The sequence below is a fragment of the Mesotoga sp. Brook.08.YT.4.2.5.2. genome, from assembly GCF_003351125.1.
Lineage (GTDB): Bacteria > Thermotogota > Thermotogae > Petrotogales > Kosmotogaceae > Mesotoga.
This window is the reverse complement of sequence record NZ_JPGZ01000016.1, coordinates 19,972-40,275: the sequence shown is the minus strand read 5'-3', so window position 1 is coordinate 40,275 and position 20,304 is coordinate 19,972. Positions and strand designations below refer to the sequence as shown.

Here is a 20,304-nt window from a genome sequence, read left to right as displayed (position 1 = left end):
ACCAATTCACAGAAATCGTGAATCCCTTAGCATTAACGGGAATACAGCACTTCTGCTAGCAACGCTATTATGACGTTTGGCTGGTCTGAATCTCGATCTCTGATGCAAATGATTTTTGCCAGTCCTCCGATCTTTGACTGCAGCGAAGAAGCTAACGGTATGCCAGAAAAGCGCACCCCCTGAAACTCAGTTACTCTTTCTTACTTCCGATGCTTTTGAAAGCTTGCTTGATATGATAGCAAAAACCCTTCTTCTCAGGTGTTGAGTGGTATCTTGCAACGTGAGAACTTAACAGCGCGGAAAGTGAGTCAATGCTTCTTGAGAGTTTTTCGATTCTCTGCTCCATCTCTTCAAGTTTCTTTGAGTCCAATTCGTCACCCTCTCTTATTGTTTCAATTGCTTCTTTAAGAGATAGTCCTTTGCTGTGAATCGCATCGAGCCTTGAGACTAACTCAGGACTTTCAAGCGGAAAGTGTTTTTCGCCCTCAATAGTCTTGGATAAGCAGATACCTGATTTCTCCAATTTATCCAGGTACTCTTCCGTTCTGTCAACAGGCAACCCGGATCTTTCGCTCACCTTCTGGAGAGTCAAGAAGTTGATGTCAGCAGGATGACCTTCATTGCCTATTCCTTCCTTGATAGACTCATCTTCACTTCTCTTCACATCGGCCATATTGGCATCATTAGATGCTTGTGAAGCGCTCTCGTGCTCGAAGATAATCTTCTTGATCCGCTCCTCCGGGAATTCAGTGCCGATTACTCCTTTGAGTCTCTCGTAGAGAGCAATCATTCCCAGCAAGTCTGTCTTAAGTGTTTCATCTCCTGGTACCATTCCCTTCTCATACTTCTTTCCGTAAATGTGACCCAACTCGTAAGCGACTCCCAGTTCTCAATCTGTTCCCAGGGTTATGCTATCGTAGTCGAAGCTCTCTTCCTGCCCCAGCACTTTTCTATAGGCTTCCGCCGCTATAGAAATCTTTTGCTTTGACTCTGCGCCGAACGTTTCCTTAAAGAATAACCAGCCTTGATTCAGCGAGAGATAGACGGCCGACATGTCTGCAGTAAAAATGTACATCACGAAATAACCCTCTGTAGGAGATTCTGTTATGTCTTTGTCGAAAACACCTATCCAGGGAATCTCTGCCCACTGCCCCTGTCCGGGGGACGCAGATACCTTGAACCTATCAGGATACTCCGAGTCCACCATTTCCTGAACCATGGCGCTAACATCACTTCTCAGAAAGTGTGCAAGCTTGTTCTGTGCAAACTCTTTGTGCTTTTCGATGAGATACTTATTGAGGATTCGGTTGATAGCTTCCCGCGTAAGCCCTCCTTACGATAACTGCCCACGCATGGAACAATAACGTTTGAAGAGACTATCCGGCTAACTAGAGCCTACACCACAACTGTTCCGATTCCTAATGAAAATTGGACTCCCTAGAACAACCTCCCTATGGGAGTAAACGCTTTCCTTTGTTCCCCCCCTAATAGTGTCCTAACTACAAGGGTAGGTAATTCCGGGGGAAGTTGCAATGGCTCTTGCATTAACAGGGAATTTTCCCTGCAATTGCAGGGAATCACTCTCTGCAATTACCGGTACTTATATTCTGCAGCAAACAAATTCCAAAGAGCTTGAGAGGCGGAGCAATCATCCGAGGGCTGAAGATCAATATCCAATGGATTAAAAAGAAGTGTTCCCTCGAAAAAGAGATTCGTGAGACCTCTGGAGGAAGCTTCCTCCCAATATGAGCATAAGAACTACTGTTCACTTCAGTGATCTCTAGTCGGTAGAAAAGCGCTTTCCTATTTAAGGATAGACTCTGCTTAACTGAGAAGGTTGATTTAGCAGGGCTGGGGTAGATCAATTAATCCAGCGATTTGTTTTTTTTCACATTTCTTCATCTCTTTGCATAACGCTGGAAAACGAACGATGATTAATTTATTGTGTTCTACTACACATGCTAGAGGTGGTATATGGATAGAGAGACAGTAAAGGTGACCCTCCTGGCGGAGGCACTGGAGATGAGCAGGAATTCCTATATTGAATATCGTACTCTCGAAGGGCTTGAGTCGTTCTTTGAAAGAAGCACAGCAATCGAGCTTGCGAAGGGACTTAAGGATGGATTCTTTCTGGACATGCCCCTGGAAAAGATAATGAGCAACGGATTCTTCAGGGGTTATCTTGCCGGTCTTATGCTTTCAGACAAGACTACTTCACATGTTGTCAAGGAGCAGATAGCCGACATCCTTCTCGAAGATCTTCTTCGCACCCTGAATGAGGCAGAGGAAACTTCACCCGGTCAAGAAGAGAATTATCAGTCAACAAGAGACTTGAAGAAGAGATTCTTTTCCCTATTCGAAGAGAAAGACCGCGAAGAATCTAGAGGACTTGTAAGAGAGAATCTCTCGCTTTTCAGACATTTCGTGAATAGTGAGCATTATATTCCTATTTACCTTTGGGGTAATGAATTGACGACTTTCATTTGCGAAAACTTAGATGCTGAGCAGTTCGAGGGCTCCTTAAAGGAAGACCTGAGAAAGATTGTTCCTTCTGTACTGGCATCATACTCGATGCCCGATACTATGGGTTCGTCAGTAGGACTTAGATTACCGTCTGTTGAGAGTTATTTGAGCTCGCAGTTCCCGATTCTGGCTATGATAAGGAATCGAAAACTGAATCTGGATCAGGTGACTGAGTTCATCAAGAGCCTGTCTCACATTATGTTTGGGGATATCTTGTTGGCGCCGGTTAGCATGGCAGCAGGTGGAAAGACTGAAGAAAAAGCAAGGGCGAAACTGATTATCAATAAGATGTTCGCTTCGATGAGTGATTCTGAACTCGGTATTATGTTGAATTCCTCCAGCTACGAGTCGAGAGACGGTTTTCTTTACGAAGTTGTCGTGTGCAATGATTTCAGCAAACTTTTCGATAGACTGAAGAACATTTGGAAAGGGATAGAAAAGAAGGCTTCCCTGTTCTCCAATATGGCTATTGCAAGCGCTCTCCTGGACAAGGATGAGGCTACTGATTGTGTGGGAGAGTATGTCGCATATCTGAAGACGCTGGAGCCAACAATCCCAGTTGTACGATCGGGACTCTTGTTATGCATGAAATACGACTTTGAAGACGAGGAGCTCTTCAGCAAGAAGTTTTCTGAGATAACAGATGAGAAACCAGATCCGCCTTTGATCCTATCTCTTCTTCGGGATTCTTTCGGTGATCTTGATGTGATCTATAAACATATGGCAGACGAGTATTCTCATAGAACGGCGATTGATGGTGTAATTTCGAACTTGAAATCGATTAAGGAACCTAATTTCATTTCGTTCGAGAAGACCGGCAGTCTTGAGTATTCAAGAGTGCCAATGTATACGCTGATAAACTCAGCGATAAGTCAGAACGATATCGATCATGCATTCGATACCATGGTAGCTTACTGCAAGAAGTACCGGTTCAACTTCGAGTTCATGAATACACTTCTCTTCCTTTCCACAAGAGAAAATGACGAACTGAAGAAGCTCCTTCACGTTGTGGGCGAGCTCGCTTTGAACGTCCTTCACGATATCGTTGAAAAGGATAAGTGGGCATCACTTATAGAGAACGAAGAGAGTCCATCCAACACCGAACTCCTGCAAGTCATCGAACATTATGTGGATAGCTTGATCGACCGGAAGGATTACGGGGAAGCACTGAGGGTTATCGAAGAAGTCTTCCCCCTTGTCGGCCCGGATGATTACGACTACCTCTTGGCGAGCAAATTACTTGTGTGCTGGAGAATGAAAATGTTCGATGAATTAGCCAAAACAATGGAGTTTAAGAACCACAGTGGCCATCCGAAGGCTCTTGCAGTATTGGCGCTGAAGAACTATGCCTACAGGGAGCTAGACATAGCGGAACAGATTCTTCTGAACATTCTTCGCCACTGCCCTGACTTTATCAAGTATCTTCTGGAGGAAGAAGGAAACGATAAGAAGGACTTCGAGAAAGCAGAAAGAGGCAACCTCACTAGTCAGAAAAGAGTCGATTCGCTGACTCTTGCAGAAGAGTTCAGAGGGGACTGGCTCAACCTGAGGGGAGGAAAGGAATGGCTTAAAAAAGTGCAGAAGGTTTTTGATGAAGTGAGGAGTAGTAATACGCCGAGGAACCTTGACTCTTCTAGCTGCTAATGACTTAAAACAATGGAGTTCCCGAAAGTGCCATCCAAAAAGAGGGAAGCGATGAGCAAATCTCATTGCCCGTCGCAGCTGAACCTGCCTCAGCTGAAAGCGAGACTGGCCTTTGCGAAGTAAAGACTGGCCACCGAAGGTGACTGGCTTGTCATTATTGTCACGTTAACACAAGCGAATAATGGAGTCCTCAGAAGAGGCATCATGGATTGCTGTAGATCTTTTCTCCCGGCTTCAGCGAATGAACTAGCCAGACATTTCCTCCTATCACGCAGTTGTCTCCGACTACGGTATTCCCTCCAAGGACCGTAGCTCCTGCGTATATGACGACGTGATTACCAATATCGGGATGGCGTTTTATCCCTTTGATCGGATTGCCGTTTTCGTCGAGTTCGAAGCTCTTGGCCCCAAGCGTGACTCCTTGATAAATCTTGACATGGTGTCCTATCGTGCAGGTTTCTCCTATTACAACACCGGTGCCGTGATCTATGAAGAAGTGCGTCCCTATTGTCGCACCGGGATGAATATCTATTCCAGTCTTCTGATGAGCATATTCTGTCATTATTCTGGGAATCAGCGGGACCTCAAGCTTGTAAAGAATGTGGGCAAGCCTGTACGTGCTTATCGCCTCGTAGGCCGGATAAGCAATCATGATTTCTTCAATCGACTGAGCCGCAGGATCTCCTTCGAACGCGGCTCTCACGTCTTTAACAAGAGCCACAGCAATCGATGGTAACTCAGCCAGAAATTCCTTGACAACTCTCTCTGCTCCTTTTTCTCCCAGTTCAGGCCGAATCTCCATAATCATTTCCCCTAGAATATTCAAAGCCTCCGATAGTATCTCTTGGCCGTCAACGATTTGCGTATGTGAAAGCTGCGGACAGAAGGTTTTTCTAACAAGATGAATTAGCTCTATCGTCTTAAGCTTAATATGCCCAAGCGAGTACGACTTCGATGAGCAATGAGTCTTGGCAATTTCCTCGTATACTCCACTTATTCTGAGTGATATCTCACTAAAATCACTATTCACGTAGACTGTCTCCCTTCAGGTTCGGTTACTGAGTCTCTTCCGTTCAAGTATAGTCGAATCAAGCCAAGATATCATTGCCCTATTTGAAAGCGCTGTCGTCGGCTGTCTTCTCAAACTTGTCACTGGTTAACGGGAGGCTAGAGATTAGTCTGCATGTTTTTTCTTCTTTACAAGATTGTTAGAAGATGAGTTTGCATGAGCCTTTTGCTCGCGCTGTCAATTGGGTAGGATGAAAGTGGGGATGCGATGTATTTTGCCTTCTTTAGATCCTTCGACCTTCTTATCAGTCATTTCCAATCCTTCAAGGGGGTTTTTACGTGAAAAAGAATAGACGCAGAGCGGAAATACTCATGGCATTACTGAACAGGTTCTGACTGTATCTCTCTAGTAAAAAGAGGCCGATTGTTCGAGAAAGAGTGAAGCTGCTCATCAAGCGTAGACAATTGATCATCTGAAGGACCCTTGTAGTGACTCATACTTCTATGACGAACGAAGCGTTCTTCGCATGAGAATAATTCTATAGAGACTATGAAGGAGATTTGTGGATCGTTATTCCACGAAATTCCTGCCTTCTGTGGAGTCATACTCCGCGAACTCTTAGCGCAGCGGTTGTCCTGTAAATCCTTCGCTTTTGTGTGGCGGTTGACTTATAATCTTTCATCGCAATCATTCGGCAAACGGCGCCAGGTTGTTTGGTGAGCATGAATATCGGCTCAGGGAGATGGAGTTCTTGAACAAAACCAGTCTAGAAAGGGTGAAAGTCGAAACAAGTGAGCTGGATAGGCGTGTGAAAAACTACTCTGAGAGAGCCGATGACGGCACCGTAAATGTCAAGGTGGAAGACAAATCATTTGGAAAGCATGATGCTGAAAAGCTTATCGAATTACTTGAAGAGAGGACCAGGTACCTTCCATTGAGAAGAGGCTTAAGTGTTTCAATCGAAGGAACTGAATCAGAGATGAAAGAGTTTTTTCCGAGGGTCAGAGATTCTCTTGTTCCGCTAGTCTACTACATTGATCTTGATCTGAAAAGACTGGCAAGATTAAGTGTCATTCTTATTGTAGTCGGCATGCTGGCCATGGGCATTGCTTCGATTCTTACGGAATTATCATTTAACGCGTACGCTCTTCACGAAATTCTGGTCATTGCGAGTTGGGTTTTCATCTGGGCTGCCGTTGAAACCTTCTTCTTCGAAAGAAGAAAGTTGAAGAACAGAAAACACCATTTTCAACGGATCTACTCAGCAGAGTTTACAACGGCTAATCAAAGGGGAAGTACCGCAACTCTAGATTAGCTTCAGCAGTAATACGTTATCGCTAGGAGGCGAATTCAGTGGCTAAGAAAATGCCAGTTGTTTACTGGGAAATCAACGCACTAGATGGGGAGTCACTTTCGGAATTCTATGAGGAAGTTTTCGAATGGGAAACAGAAGTTAGCGATACGAAATTCCATTCATTCAAGAGCGGAGACCCTAAAGGAATAAACGGAGGCATATTCACGGGCAAAGGGACTCTTCCGACTCACAGGGCTCTATATATCGAAGTCGAGGATATGGATGAGATCATTGAAAGAGTCAAAAATCAGGGACAGGAAATACTCCAGGGGCCGTTCGAATCTGGGAATAATATCCTTGCATTCTTTACAGATCCAGAAGGCCATATGATCGGCCTGATACAGAGGAAGTAGGGGAAAGCACGATAGTTGCTGCGACACCGGCTTGTATAATATTTGTTTTGCTCGTTTTCTTTAAAGATTTTAGTACAAGAATTGAGCCTGTAGAGGTAGAGACAGATCACTTAAGGCCGCCGTCATTGCGAAGCCGTCGATGATAATCGAGAATAAGTATATTGAGGGGATCTGAATAATGGAGTCTGTTGTCCCCTAAAATAGGAGGAAAGCCATGAAAACGTGTCTTATCTTTCTCTTGCTGTTTTTCTTCTCTGTTCTCAGCTTTGCTAACTCAGTCTATTCTGCGGAGCTGCAAAGCAATTCTCTTGCCGAGCTAAACAAGGCGTACAACATGGCGATAGATAATCTTGCAAAAAAAGCAGGGATACTGGCATCCGGAGCAGATCACTTCGTGTCTGCTCTCTATTCAAACGACCCCCTATTGCTCCGCTTCAGGGAAGAAGTCGCAGTATCTACTACGAACATAAACGATGCAAGAAGCAAGGGTGTTTCCGATGAAGAGATGTCCAGTCTCTTACTGGCTTATCAGCAGGCGAAGCTGAGAGAGAACAAGCAGCTTATGGCTATTGCCGAGTCTTCGCTGTACAGCTCCATGGACTATGCTCTGGCAGAAGGCTTAAAGGGCTCTATTGAAACTGCTCATAAAGTGATTTCAGACTTTCTTGCCAACTGGAAGACAATCCTAGAGCCTATATTGAAAGGCGATTTCAAGGGAGTATTCAAGAATGCAATTCTGCAGCTTATCGACTCAACATACAAGATTACTTTCATAGACTACGTGAAAAGCAGTTGCGGCGCCACAGACAAGATCGCAACTTTCTGGTGGAAGTCTTACTTCGTCGATCCGTTTTCAATTTCCGAAGAAAAGAAGTTCATGGATGAAATCCTGACAAGTGCTTCGGACGAGCTCAAAGAAAAGCTGAAGGAGAAGCTGACGGAAAGGGTGAAGCTTGAGATTCTTAAGAAGGGAGAGGCTTTAACCGAAGAAGCTATTGAGGGAATGGTGAAGGAGAAGGCCGAAGGTATTCTAAAGAATATTGTTGAAACGCCTTCTCTTGTTGTCGAGCTCTTCACAAAGTACTACAATGTCGTCTACTTCCAGCTGATGTTTAACAGGCTGGCAGTAAACGAGGTTGCTTTTCTAAAGGAAATCAGAAGAGTTGTCGGTAACGACAGTTCAGAGATAGATAAGTGCTACTTCGACAAAGCTTACTTCCTGGCAACACGCCGAGCAAAGAATGCAGGCAAGACAGACCCAGTTACCGAAAAAATGAAAGATTCGAAGATTGAGGAAAGCGATGGAAAAACCCTTCCGAACGAGGTTCTCAATAAGGTTCCAGAAGTTGTGGAGAAAGAGGATCCGTTCATAGAGCTGACCGTTGTTCAAACAATCGAGGCCGAAATTATCGAGATGGCCTCTCGATTTACGGCTGATAGTATTCCCTCTCCCGATCATTCCACTGCTGTGATTGAAGAGTTGTTCTACAGATTGAATAGGGATGAAATTACTCTTTTGCTTTTCAATCAGGAGATTCACAGTGTTGCAGCTCAGTACGCAGCCGCTTCTGCGAGATCTGGTGCAAACCTGAAGGCAGAATTGGATTCGCAGAGAGAGAAAGGCCAAATAAGCGAGAGTGAATACATTGACCGAAACAAGGAAATCGAAAGAGAGGCTTCAAAGCAAAATGAGAAGTTGAGTTCGACTATTGCAGGCTTTCGTGAGGAGATCGAGAATGCAAGGTTCAAATTCAGAGAAGAGTTCTACACTCTTTTCCACACAGTTGATTTAAAGGAAGAGATTATCAAGATAAACTCCGAGATGACCGATGAGATCAGAGGGTTTCTCCAGGTTTATTTGCAAAAGACCAGCATCCATCTTGGAAACACATATTTCCCAAGTTTCAATGACTTGATCAAGGCTTTCAGTAATCAAGAAAATGGATTTGGGAATGATTTCTTGAAGAGACTTCGCTCCGATTCGCCCGAGATTGTCCTTCTTGAAAGCGGTTGGATTCTTGAAGGTCTTTACGCGATTTGGACAAAAGAAAGAGAACTCACAAATGACCTTCTAGACAGAGCAATTGAAATAGACACGGAGCTTGATAATTTGTTCATCAGTGTGCCGAAGTTTCACTATTCAGACGGCTCTGGACTCCATGAGTTTTCTCGGGAAGTCAGTGCTTTCGATTCTTACAGAATCGCCCTTTTGAACAGGAATCAGTCTCTTCAAGAAAATGGCTCCTCCCTTTCTGAGTGGAGCTATCTCCTGGATGAAAAGAATAGCAAGACTTACAAATATCTTGAGGCTTATCTCGTACTTCAGCGCGAAAAGCTGGAGATTTTCAAGATTCTATCAGCTATGGTGAGAAGAGATTTCATTGAGCTTGAAGAGAACTACCTTGAAAAATGGACCGAGAGAATACAGAGCATGGTTCAGACAATTGCCGACCTGTGGTCCGAAGAGATCACGGCTGACCTGGCTCAAAACAAACTGAGAGAAGCTGCGGCAATTACAGATTCCGTCGATGAGTTGTATGCTTACTGGGTCGAGCTTAGGGACGAGCTATTCCTCCTGAAGAGAGAGATGGAGTATATACAACGCCACGGAGTTCCTTCACTGGACATCCCTAATGAGAGCTCGGAAGGCGAACTCTTGAGAAACCTGATCTCCAGAAATGAAGAACTCAAGCTCGTCGCGAGCCTCAGAATTTCAGATTTTGAGTCGGCCGATCTAGAAGACGCAAGATATGATCTGAAATCGAGAGTGGAAGCTTTCACCGAGATGATTCTCGATTTTGAAGCCAATCCGAATAGTACGATTGCAGGCAGTCCAGCTTACAGCATACGTTACTCGATACAGAACGCCTCAATTCAGAAGTCAGGAATCGCCTTCCCTCTCACTCTAGATGACCCTCTTGTAATTGGCCTTGCAGCAGGGGATCTCAATAGCTCCTTGGGACTCTGCGAAGAATTCATGGATTTCCTGGAAATGGTTGAAAAAAGAAAAGCAGCTTCTGAAGCAGCTGAGGAGTACCTCAATCAACGTTTAGATAGTATTGAAGCATCTCTGGCAAAAGTCGAAAGTGAAGGCAATTTTGTAACTGCGGAGGGAAAGAAAGAACTAATCGACTCCCTTGACAAGGCCGTCGAGGAGGCAACAGAGGTCTTCAGAAGCTATGGTTTCATGTACACGAGATGGTCAAATCAAAGAGAGCTTCAGCTGAGAGACAGAGTCGATAACCTTGTTATAAAAAATCAAAGCGACTCAGCTCACCTTGGAGGACCTGCTGAGGTATTTGAAGTTGTGGAAAGACCGACTGACATGATAAGAGGAGAGTTGATCTGGCTTGATGTGACATCGAATGGCTATCCCTCTCAAAGGTTTAGACTGTCCGCCGATAGAAATAGGCTAATGATAGAGATGAGGCCGGGTAGTGATCCTTCTACGAGATTCAGGATACTCGATCTTTCGACAGGTGAATTCGAGATCTTTCCTCTTCCGGCTGAGGCATTGGAGATTGTTTCAACTGAACGGTATAGATTCGACTGGGACTCGGATGGAAGACTCTTGATTTTTTCTTATGCTGGAAATGTCATCGTCATTGGTGCTTCGGGAGACTTTGAGGAGTTTTCTTACAACGCGATCGAAGGAACGGAGTTCTTCGATCATGATTACTCCGGAAGGTATGGACTGTTTCGCGAACCGAGAGGGCAATTGTATGTGCTCGACAACGAGGTACAATCCAGAATGCTGATCGGAATAACATACTCGACTTATACTCTGCAATGGCTTCAAGGAGAGGGGACGGTTTTCTTTGTGGATGAGAATAATGAAATAGAATTATTCAGCACATCGAACGAAACTGCCTCTAAGCCGGGAACTGTCTTTACCGCTTCTTCTTGCGCGGTCCTCCCCGGTGGCGAATGGCTCGTTTATGGAGATGCCTTCGAATTGAAGGCAATGAGACTGGATGGATCAGAAACAATCCGGTTGCTTGAAGTTTCTGAATCGAGTGAAATTCTTATCGCAGGGACGTTTCCTTTACGAGGAAATTCTTTCCTTCTCTTGTGGATGAAGCACGGAGAAGAATTCGACTACGCCGTTCAAGTTTGCAGCACATACTGATTGCCAAGGTTACGAGAATGCTCTTGATGCCTCAGGATTTTTCGCAATCTATTCTTGCCAAGAGATTCATTTGCATTAGAAGGAAATGCGGACGTGGTAAATGAAATAACTCTGCCTTAGTAAAGCATGAGAGCCACGACAACTGGACTATAGAGTGGCAGCTGCTCAAATAACCTGAAAGAAAGATATTTGTCTTATCGTCTTTTTTCTGGGGGTGTATACTGAAATTGAAACCAAATCCTTATGTGAGGGGTGACTGTATTGAAAGTTACGAGGAGAGCTTCTCTGGCCGTAGTTCTGGTCTTGCTTCTTGGCACCATGCTTCTGGCGGCCGGAACCGAGTACACTGTTGTAAAGGGAGACACTCTATGGGAGATTGCAGAGGCCTATGATGTCGACTGGAAGGAAATCGCCGAGCTCAACGGAATCACTGATGAGTTTGCACTGCAGGTGGGAACGGTATTGAAGATTCCTGCGGCGTATACGGAAATATCGGTCATGATTCCCAATATCGATCATGATATTCCCGCCGTTATCTGCATCCCTGAAGGCGATGGACCATTTCCTATAGTCGTCATGCTTCATGGAACCGGCTCTGACAAGAGCGAAGCCGGCGGAGGCTACCTACTTGCAGCTCCTGCTCTGGCAGAGGCAGGTATTGCCAGTGTCCGCTTCGACTTCATTGGAAACGGCGAGAGTACCGCAGACTATATCGACTACAACTTCACATCGGCTGTGGACGATACAAACATCGCCTTCGCTTACGCAGCAAGTCTTCCGAGAATAGACGGCCATCGAGCAGGAATAATGGGTTGGAGCCAGGGAGGAACAATCGCTTTGCTCGCTGCAGGACAGAATCCGGCTTACAAATCGGTGCTTTGCTGGGCAGGTGCTCCGGACCTATCAGGAGTTGGAAGCTTGGAGGCATATGAGATAGCAAAGCAAAATGGTTACTATGAACTCACTTTTGAATGGAGAACTCCTCTTAAACTCGGGCTTCAGTGGTTCGATGAAGTTTATGGCACTGACGTGTTACAGGTCTTCTCTAACTCCACAGCGCCAGTACTAGCAATCAATGGTGCTCTAGATACAGTAGTTGATCCTGTAAATGCTCAGAGAATTGTCGATGCATCAAGAAGCAATGAGTCAGAAGTTCTTCTTATAGAAGGCGCGGACCATACGTTCAACATTTTCACGGGGGACACGACAGCCTTTGATCAGTTGATCGGGGCCACCGTAGATTGGTTCGTCAAAACACTTTAGAGATCGCCTGAAAAATAGAGACTCCATTTTTTGGGAACAAGAGCAGTTCCTCGTTCCGACGCCTCGCGTCCAGGTTCTTGGTCATCAGTTCCAAGTTACAAGTTGCAAGTCGCAGGAACGGTTATCCGTTATCGGTTCACCGTTCTCCGAGCAGAGCTTCAAGACCTATCAAGCTCTTTGGATGATGATCTTAGGTCCTCCCTTGAGGGAGGAGGGCCACGAGGTGGCGGAGGGTGTCTGTTTCAAAGAAGAGCTTGGAGAGCACGAGATGAGGAGAGAGGACAAGAAATAGTCTAGAGGGTTCTCGTCTTCTTGTTGGCTCATCGAACGTCTCGACAGTGCTCTTTCTCGATTGATCTTATCGGAGGACGGCGGACCGTTGACAGACAACGTTGTTTTGAACAGCGCTCAGCGGTTCACCGTTTTTAATCGTATAGCGGATCTTCAGGGCGAGATCCCGTGCAGGTGCATCACGGGATGATCCTAACAAATCCATTTCAGGGTACGCTATACGGGATGACATGAGGGGGAAGAATTTCGGGCGAAACGAATTTGGTGCTTCTTTTCTTGCTCTTACAACAACCAAGAACCTCTCTTACTAGGAGCTTTACGGCGATGAAAGTTTTTTCTGACTTTCAGTCATTTTGGCGTGTACCGGCCAGAACCTCGATCTTTGAAACAATTGCAAGAGACAAGTTGCGAGTTGAATAAGAAACGGTTATCCGTTATCGGTTCGCCGTTCTCCGACAAGAATGAAAAGAGCGGTAAAGGCGTGACTAGGGTCTTGGCTTTTCACAGCGTACAAAGGGTTTTCTGCTCTTAAGCGTCCAGCGGAATTTCTGGCGCAGCGAGCGTCTCTACTGGCTCTTTCTCGATGCTTCTTATTGGTCTCGCAAAGCCGAAACTGGTCTGTGCGAACAGACAGGCTTCAAAATCGCCTCCTGCCGAAGGCAGCCTTGCGTCCGTCGATGTTCTTTCGGCGCCTTGCGTCCCGCCGAAGGCGGCATTGCGTCTAATTTCAGCAGTGACTGACTTTTCACTCGCCTTCTCCGTGAGCGTAGCGAACGTCTCGAAAGTGATCTTTCTCGATTGATCTTTTCAATGAACGGATCCATGCTCTTGGATGGCTTACGGCGGACGTTTCCTCAAAGCGTTCAGCGGCTCTTTACATCCTGTATCGAGTAAAACACGCGCAATTCTGTAGTAATCATGACTATTAAGTTTCAGTATGCAACAAAATATAGCTGCTACTTGATTGCACAATAATCGGTTATTCATGGATATTTGGGCTTCTAGTTTATTCTCGATGGCTGATTCCCTCACGATGGATTTGGTTTTTCTCTTCTTCTCATATAAAGTTAGTTGTGTGCTAGTCTCGCTATGAAACAAAATACTTCTCTTTGCTTATTTGATGAAGCCTACAGTTTTCGACTGAATAGTGCGCGATTCAAGGAGGTGCTTCCAATGGCAAGAACTATGTTAGTTTTGGTGGCTGTCTTATTGGTCTTCTCGTCGGCTTTCGCTTTGATCGAAGCGGAGCTTCTATCTGTGAACACTTCTGGTGTGGACAGAATGCCGTGGGTCTTCGAAAACACGATTTATTTCGCTACCCAGGGCTACAACATCTACCAGGCAACCTGGAATGACGGAAACTGCGGTGAGCCTGAACCGGTGAAGGGAGCTATAAACTCTTCTCAGAACGAGATCAGTCCATGCGTAATTAGAAACAACGATGGCGAACTCGTGATGTACTTCGGTCGATATACTGGTTCAGACAGGGATTACGATTTCTTCAGGTCGGTTTTCGATAAAGAAATGGGCGAATGGGGAGAACCCGAGGTTGTCCTGGAACTGAGCACAGAGACTCAAGACTGGAAGATATGGGTAAATAGCGATGAAACAAAGGCCTACGTCACCACAAAGGGTGCCTTTGGTGGACTAGAACCAACAGGCGTGAGAGACATCTGGGTTTCCGAGAAGGAAAACGGCAAATGGTCTACCCCGACAAGAGTAAATGAAGTCAGTTCAAGTGGCAATGAATGGTCTGTATTCGTCGACCCTGAAGGAAAGATCTGGTTTGATTCATCAAGAGACGATTCCATAGGGGGCTACGACATCTATTTCTACGATCCCTCTACGGGTGAAATTGGTCATCCCGAGATGATGATCAATTCTTTCTACGATGAAAGAAGTTTGTGGACAGATGGCACAATAATAGTGTTCTCGACTGTTGACAGACCCAATGGTATGGGCAGCTACGATCTTTTCATTGCCAAACTAGAATAGAACCTGTCTCTTTTTGCCGAGCCTGTTCATTGTCTTTGATGGTGAGCAGGCTTTGATTCCGATTTCGAGAGGTGATGGCTTTGCATAGTTTGTCCAAGGCGGAAAAGGATGTCTTTTATGAACTCTGGAGGAATGAAGGCGGATTGTCAAGAAAATCCATAGCCAAAGCAACGAATTTGAGCAAAGCTACTATTTCGCGACTCACTCAGCAACTCATTGAAAAGGGCTTTGTTCTGGATAGCCCTCCGGTGCCGTCCACACACAAGGGAAGACCGTATTCGGTGCTGAATGTGAATAACGGAGAGTTGCTTGTCGGCGGAGTTCACATACATTCCAAAACGATGAACATAGTCTTGGGCGATTTGTCAGGCAGAGTTAAGCACGCAAGATCTCTGGATCATTCAAGATATGATGTTCTGGACAAACTGTACGAAATACCTAAGATTATTCGGAACAGCTTCGATGAGAGTATCTCTGCGGTTCTCGTTTTCAGCATCGTGACTCCGGGGATCGTGGATGAATCGACAGGCAATGTCGTGAAGAGCTTCTACACGCAGAGTGAAACGGTAAATCTTAAGAAGCTAAGCGATGAGTGGAAAACAACACTTGAGATAGAGAATGACGCTAACGCCCTGCTGGTTTCAGAAATGCTTCTGGGCTCTATTCCCTTAAGAGACGCATTATATATAGACAGGGAGTTCGGAGCTTCTCTCGTGCTTAACGGAAGGATTTTCAGAGGTCCACATGGCGGAGCAGGAGAATTCGGCCATCTTCAGGTAGACCCTTCCGGTCCCGAATGCTGGTGCGGCAAAAAGGGCTGTGTTGCTGCCTTTTTCGATCCCAAAAACCTTCACGACAGATTCTCCGGGTTGGTGCCGAACGGAAGTCTGAAAATGGACGATCGTTCCTTCTTGCGGTTTCTCAATGAACTATATTCGGAGAACAGCAACGAAGAATACGTGAGAGCCTTTCAACAACTACTTGACAAACTTGCAGCAGCTATCGCAAATGTTGTCGACTTGCTCGGGCTTGAAACGATAGTGCTCAACAGCCGCAATCCTTTCTTCTCCGACAAAGCGGTTGATTATCTTAGAAAGAAAGTGTTCGATATGTCGCTGGGCCACACCGAGCTCGAAATGATGATTCTTAAGGTTACAGAACAGAAGCTTTTGAGAACACCCCTCGCTGTTTCAGTAGGGAGAATACTGGGAGTCTTTTAGGAGGTGCGTTTTATGAGAAAGAGAGTTATGATACTTTTTGTTGCCTCGTTGCTCTTGATTACTTCTGCAATGGCAAAAACAACTATCGTCCACTGGATGCACCATTCACCGAGCAGAGCGATGATTATCATGGAAATGGCTTCAGAGTTCATGAAGGAAAACCCCGATGTAGAAATCAAGGTTCAGACAATACCATATTCAGAGTATAAGACTAAGCTACTTGCTGCTCTGGCAGCGGGAAGTGGGCCAGATGTCGCACAGATTCCAGCCACGGCGATGGAGGAGTTCTTCGGTTATGGATTGATTCAACCAATAAATGCAAGTGTCGCCACGGCGGAAGAGATGAGAGAGAAGTGCATAGAAGCGGCTATTGACAAGCTGATTATCGATGGTCAGCTGTACGGCTTTCCGACAGATGTTCAGACAATTGTTCTCTTCTACAATCCATATCTCTTCGAACAGGCGGGTCTTGACCCCTATAGCCCTCCTCAAAACTGGACCGAACTCCTTGAGTACGCAAAACAGCTGACGATTTGGGAAGGAAACAAGATGGTTCAATCAGGGCTGGGAATTGAAGGCTACGAACCGGTTATTGAGAGTTTCATGAGGCAGGCAGGCGCAACATTCTGGGCAAGCGATGAAGAAAAGAAAGTCGCATACGAAGATGCTCAGCTTGAAGGCCTGAAATTCTTGACTGATGCAGTGCTGAAACATGAAGTATATGTACCGGAATTTGGTTCGAGGTGGACGGGATTCAGACAGATAAAAGAAGCTATGGTGTTCGGACATGGAGCAATGGTCGGTTCTTTCCAGGTCGGCGGGCATCCCGATCTCGAATTCAGAACCGCACTCCCTCCGGCGCACCCCGAGACAGGAAGCAGAAGCTCGGTTTTGACAAGCTGGGCTCTTGTTCTCATGAGCGATTGCAGAACTCCGGAGATCGCTTCGAAGTGGCTTGCTTTTATAAGCTCGCCCGAAGCCCAGAAACTGTGGTTCAAAGATACAGGAGAACTCCCTTCTTATTATAGCGTGATCAATGATCCCGAGTTTGCAGATGATCCTTTGTTGAGCCCGATTCTGGATTCACTGAATTATGCTGTGCCAACGTTCTCTGCCGGTTGGGGAAATCCGGCGGCTCTTCTTAGGGAAACGGCGTACAACAGCATAATCAACAAAGGGGCCGATCCTGAGGAAGCGCTCAAGAAGGCGATAAACGAAATCAACCAGTATCTCGAAGAGACCTTTGGAATATTCTGATCCTAAACCGGGGTCTAGCGGCAAGCCTGATTCGGAGGTCTTTCAATGGTAGAGCTATCAGATAATTCACTGAGTAAAATTTTAATAGCTGCAGGGTTGTTACTAATAATTCTCTCTTTCTTCCTGCCCTACGCATCGGGAGAAGTTGTGTATAGGGTTGCTGACTTCTCTTTTTGGGGTGCGTTTAACCTCCTGCCCGTCTATATTGTCCTGGTCTGCCTTTTTGCACTGTTCCTTGCGATAGGGAAGATCTCATTTCTTCTTGGAACAGCTGTCTCTTTGCTGGTGCTGAACATCACGATCATCTTCATGAGAACTGAATGGCAGGAGGTTCTAAGATCAAAGTTCTTCCTCGATTTCCTGGGCATTGCCGGTTACGGATGGTGGATCTCTTTGATCGGCAGCGTTGTGGTTCTCGTTGCCGTCGTAAGACTGATTCCGGATAAGAAGAGGGCTCCGTATCTCTTCATTCTGCCGTCCCTGTTTGGAGTCTGCTTTCTTACTTTCTTCCCGGCAATGTTCGCTTTCTTTATCTCGTTTCACAGGTGGAATATCCTCGTGCCGAACAAACCATTCGTGGGGCTTGCGAACTTCAGGAAGGCCTTTACAGACGAGTATTTTCTGAGATCGCTCTGGATAAGCTTTAAGTATGCTCTTGGCGTTATACCCGTGAAAATCGTAATTTCCTTTTTCTTTGCTCTCCTCATATACTCTATCCCGAAGTTCAAGAGCGTATTCAGAGTGATATACTTTCTTCCGGCCGTGACATCGGTTGTTGCGATAAGCGTTATCTGGACATGGATATATCATCCGTATTACGGAGTAGCGAATTATCTCATAGGACTCTTCGGGGCGGAGCCGATAAACTGGCTGGGCAATCCCGAAATAGCCATCTGGTCAGTTGTGTTTGTTTCAGTCTGGAGGTCCGTTGGATACAGCATAATAATCTTCCTGGCCGGGCTGAACAACATACCTAGTATCATTCTGGAAGCCTCGGATATCGACGGAGCAACGCGTTGGCAGAAGGTCAAGAACATCATAATCCCGCTCATGAAGCCCTCTCTTGTTTTTGTGTTCATAACTTCGACGATCGGCGCGATTCAGGTTTTCACGGAGATATACATGATGACGGGAGGAAATGCAGATACGAAAACGGCTGTCTTCTACATCTGGCAGACGGGATTCAATAAGCTACAGATGGGCTATGCTAGTTCAATGTCAATCGTTCTGTTTGCAATAATACTGGTGATTACTCTTGTTCAGATGAGGGTCACAAAGATTTTCAAGGAGGAGTGACCTTGAGATCGAAGAGGAAGAGCAACATAATTGTATATTCTATTTCATATACTCTCTTGATAGCATTTTCAATAATAATGATTATGCCCTTTGTATGGATGATCTTGTCTACATTCAAAGATCAAAGTGAGCTTATGAGATTCCCCCCTAAGTTCCTGCCTGACAGATTCACCCTAAAGAATTACGCCGAAGTATTCAGTTCCGTTCCTTTTTTGAGGTATTACTTGAACAGCATTCTAATAACTACCGTTGCGGTCACTCTCACATTGCTCACATCCAGCCTCGCCGGCTTTGCCTTTGCAAAATACAGGTTCAGAGGAAGAAACTCGATTTTCAAGACTCTGCTCGGCGCGATGATGATTCCTTTTCCTGTTACCATAATCCCGCTGTATATCATGATCTACAATCTGGGGCTCGTAGACACCTACTTGGCTCTGATTATAACGGGTTCAGTAAGCATCTTCGGCGTATTTCTCATGAGGCAATTCATTGTCACTATTCCCGACGACTTGATAGATGCGGCCAGGATAGACGGATGCTCCGAGTTTCAGATCTTTAGAATCATCGTGATTCCAAACATAAGAGCACCACTGTCTGCGCTGGCGATCTTCTCTTTTATGGCGACCTGGAACGCTTTCCTGTGGCCTCTTCTGGTTGTTAACAACGATGAACACAGGACTGTTCAACTCGGAGTACAGTATTTCACCCAGCGTTACGGGGATTTGATGCACCTTCAGATCACGGCCGCCGCAATGGCCGTTATACCGATAGTGGTGCTGTATCTCAAATTGCAGAAGCAATTCATCGAGGGTATTACGATGACCGGTTTGAAGGGCTAGTAGGGGTGGTAATATGAAAAAGCTCTCGACTCTCTTTATGCTTTTAGTATTCTTTTCTTCTGTTTTTCTCTCGCTGGAAAGCAGTAGACCTGAGAATATCGTCATCCTGATTTGTGACGGGATGGGTTTTAACCATCTATACATATCGGAACTGGTAACTGGAGAAGTCATGGGAAGCCACAGTCCCGTAGTCGGTATCGGCAGAAATGAGGCTCTAGATAATCTTGTAACCGACTCGGCTGCCGCCGCAACCGCGTTTTTTTCCGGTGTGAAGACACTGACGGGGTATCTTGGCATGAATGCATTAGGAGAAGAAGTGAAGACGCTGGCGGATATCCTGAAAGACAAGGGTTGGTGGCTCGGCCTGGTTACAAACACACGTTACTACGACGCCACTCCGGCAGCCCTTTACGCTCATGCGCAAAGGAAGGAAACGGATGTAATTACAGACTTTCTAATGGAAAGTCCCCTCGATTTGTTCTTTGCCGGTGGTCTTGAAGAGCTGGGAATCAATCCCTTTACTCAGAAACCGACGCCAAGAAGCAGAATACACGAACTCATAGACAGCGGCTACAGGGTTCTTGGACTGAATTTCGAGGAGATTGGATCTCCGGATTCCGAAATGCTGAAGGGAACCGTTGCCCTTGTAACCATGGGAGACAAAAGCTTTGAGAATGAATTGATTCCCGGTGAGCCCACTCTCTTGGAAATGGTCGAAAGGGCTTTAGCTGTATTCATGCAGGAAGAGAGAAACAAGCTACTCGTCATTGAGGCCGGCAGAATTGACGATGCTTCTCATGTCAACGATTCAGAGGCCGTGCTGGCCGAACTGGCTGCCTTCAGGGACGTACTCTCTTATTTGCTTTCACAGCTCTCTTTGGAAAGCGATCTATTGATCGTGCTTTCAGACCACGAGACCGGAGGAGTCGCGGTGCCTTATGGCAAACCCGATGGTGACTTTTCCTTGAGCTGGTCGAGTAACGACCACACTGCTGCCTATGTGCCTATAATTGCCTACGGCAAAGGATCGCATGTCTTCACGGGATTTTACCATTTGAAGGAGATTCCTCGAAAGATCTGCGGACTATTGGATGTGATTATATGCGCAGAATAGTTTTTTGCTTTATGTTT

Annotated in this window: 12 protein-coding genes and 1 pseudogene; 11 read left to right on the top strand and 2 right to left on the bottom strand. The window is 45.7% G+C overall.

From position 1 onward, the window contains the following. Positions 1 to 190 precede the first annotated feature (190 nt). Positions 191 to 1,303: pseudogene (locus tag Q502_RS14590) on the bottom strand (MrcB family domain-containing protein). Positions 1,304 to 1,974: 671 nt separating this feature from the next. Here Q502_RS14590 and Q502_RS05520 point away from each other — a divergent pair. Continuing rightward, on the top strand, positions 1,975 to 4,167 hold the full coding sequence (locus Q502_RS05520; protein ID WP_099830016.1) for a hypothetical protein: 2,193 nt from the start codon (positions 1,975 to 1,977) through the stop codon (positions 4,165 to 4,167). A 202-nt stretch (positions 4,168 to 4,369) separates the two neighbouring features. Here Q502_RS05520 and Q502_RS05515 read toward each other — a convergent pair whose 3' ends face one another. Beyond that, positions 4,370 to 5,197, bottom strand: a complete 828-nt coding sequence (locus Q502_RS05515; RefSeq protein WP_099830017.1) for a serine O-acetyltransferase — start codon at positions 5,195 to 5,197, stop codon at positions 4,370 to 4,372. A gap of 730 nt (positions 5,198 to 5,927) precedes the next feature. On the opposite strand from Q502_RS05515, the gene Q502_RS05505 reads away from it, so the two are divergent. The 10 genes from Q502_RS05505 to Q502_RS05450 all read left to right on the top strand — a co-directional run bounded on the left by Q502_RS05505 (position 5,928) and on the right by Q502_RS05450 (position 20,287). After that, positions 5,928 to 6,491 carry a hypothetical protein gene (locus tag Q502_RS05505; protein WP_099830019.1) on the top strand — a complete coding sequence of 188 codons (564 nt, stop codon included), beginning with the start codon at positions 5,928 to 5,930 and terminating at the stop codon, positions 6,489 to 6,491. Positions 6,492 to 6,529: 38 nt separating this feature from the next. Beyond that, positions 6,530 to 6,883: a VOC family protein gene (locus tag Q502_RS05500; protein WP_099830020.1), complete on the top strand. Its 354-nt coding sequence runs from the start codon at positions 6,530 to 6,532 to the stop codon at positions 6,881 to 6,883. A 214-nt stretch (positions 6,884 to 7,097) separates the two neighbouring features. Continuing rightward, positions 7,098 to 11,012, top strand: a complete 3,915-nt coding sequence (locus Q502_RS05495) for a hypothetical protein (protein WP_099830021.1) — start codon at positions 7,098 to 7,100, stop codon at positions 11,010 to 11,012. Between the two features lie 261 nt (positions 11,013 to 11,273). Further along, the gene (locus Q502_RS05490; protein WP_099830022.1) at positions 11,274 to 12,275 is read left to right on the top strand and encodes an alpha/beta fold hydrolase; all 1,002 of its coding nucleotides are present in this window, start codon (positions 11,274 to 11,276) and stop codon (positions 12,273 to 12,275) included. A gap of 1,464 nt (positions 12,276 to 13,739) precedes the next feature. Next, on the top strand, positions 13,740 to 14,561 hold the full coding sequence (locus Q502_RS05475; RefSeq protein WP_099830025.1) for a hypothetical protein: 822 nt from the start codon (positions 13,740 to 13,742) through the stop codon (positions 14,559 to 14,561). Between the two features lie 80 nt (positions 14,562 to 14,641). Then, positions 14,642 to 15,781 carry an ROK family transcriptional regulator gene (locus tag Q502_RS05470; protein WP_165775365.1) on the top strand — a complete coding sequence of 380 codons (1,140 nt, stop codon included), beginning with the start codon at positions 14,642 to 14,644 and terminating at the stop codon, positions 15,779 to 15,781. 12 nt (positions 15,782 to 15,793) lie between these two features. Beyond that, complete coding sequence (locus Q502_RS05465; RefSeq protein ID WP_099830027.1) at positions 15,794 to 17,038, top strand: ABC transporter substrate-binding protein; 1,245 nt, start codon at positions 15,794 to 15,796, stop codon at positions 17,036 to 17,038. A 45-nt stretch (positions 17,039 to 17,083) separates the two neighbouring features. Then, on the top strand, positions 17,084 to 18,334 hold the full coding sequence (locus tag Q502_RS05460) for a carbohydrate ABC transporter permease (RefSeq protein ID WP_099830028.1): 1,251 nt from the start codon (positions 17,084 to 17,086) through the stop codon (positions 18,332 to 18,334). A 2-nt stretch (positions 18,335 to 18,336) separates the two neighbouring features. Further along, positions 18,337 to 19,173 carry a carbohydrate ABC transporter permease gene (locus Q502_RS05455; protein WP_207759748.1) on the top strand — a complete coding sequence of 279 codons (837 nt, stop codon included), beginning with the start codon at positions 18,337 to 18,339 and terminating at the stop codon, positions 19,171 to 19,173. A gap of 13 nt (positions 19,174 to 19,186) precedes the next feature. Then, positions 19,187 to 20,287, top strand: a complete 1,101-nt coding sequence (locus Q502_RS05450; RefSeq protein WP_099830029.1) for an alkaline phosphatase — start codon at positions 19,187 to 19,189, stop codon at positions 20,285 to 20,287. The last annotated feature ends 17 nt before the right edge of the window (positions 20,288 to 20,304 follow it).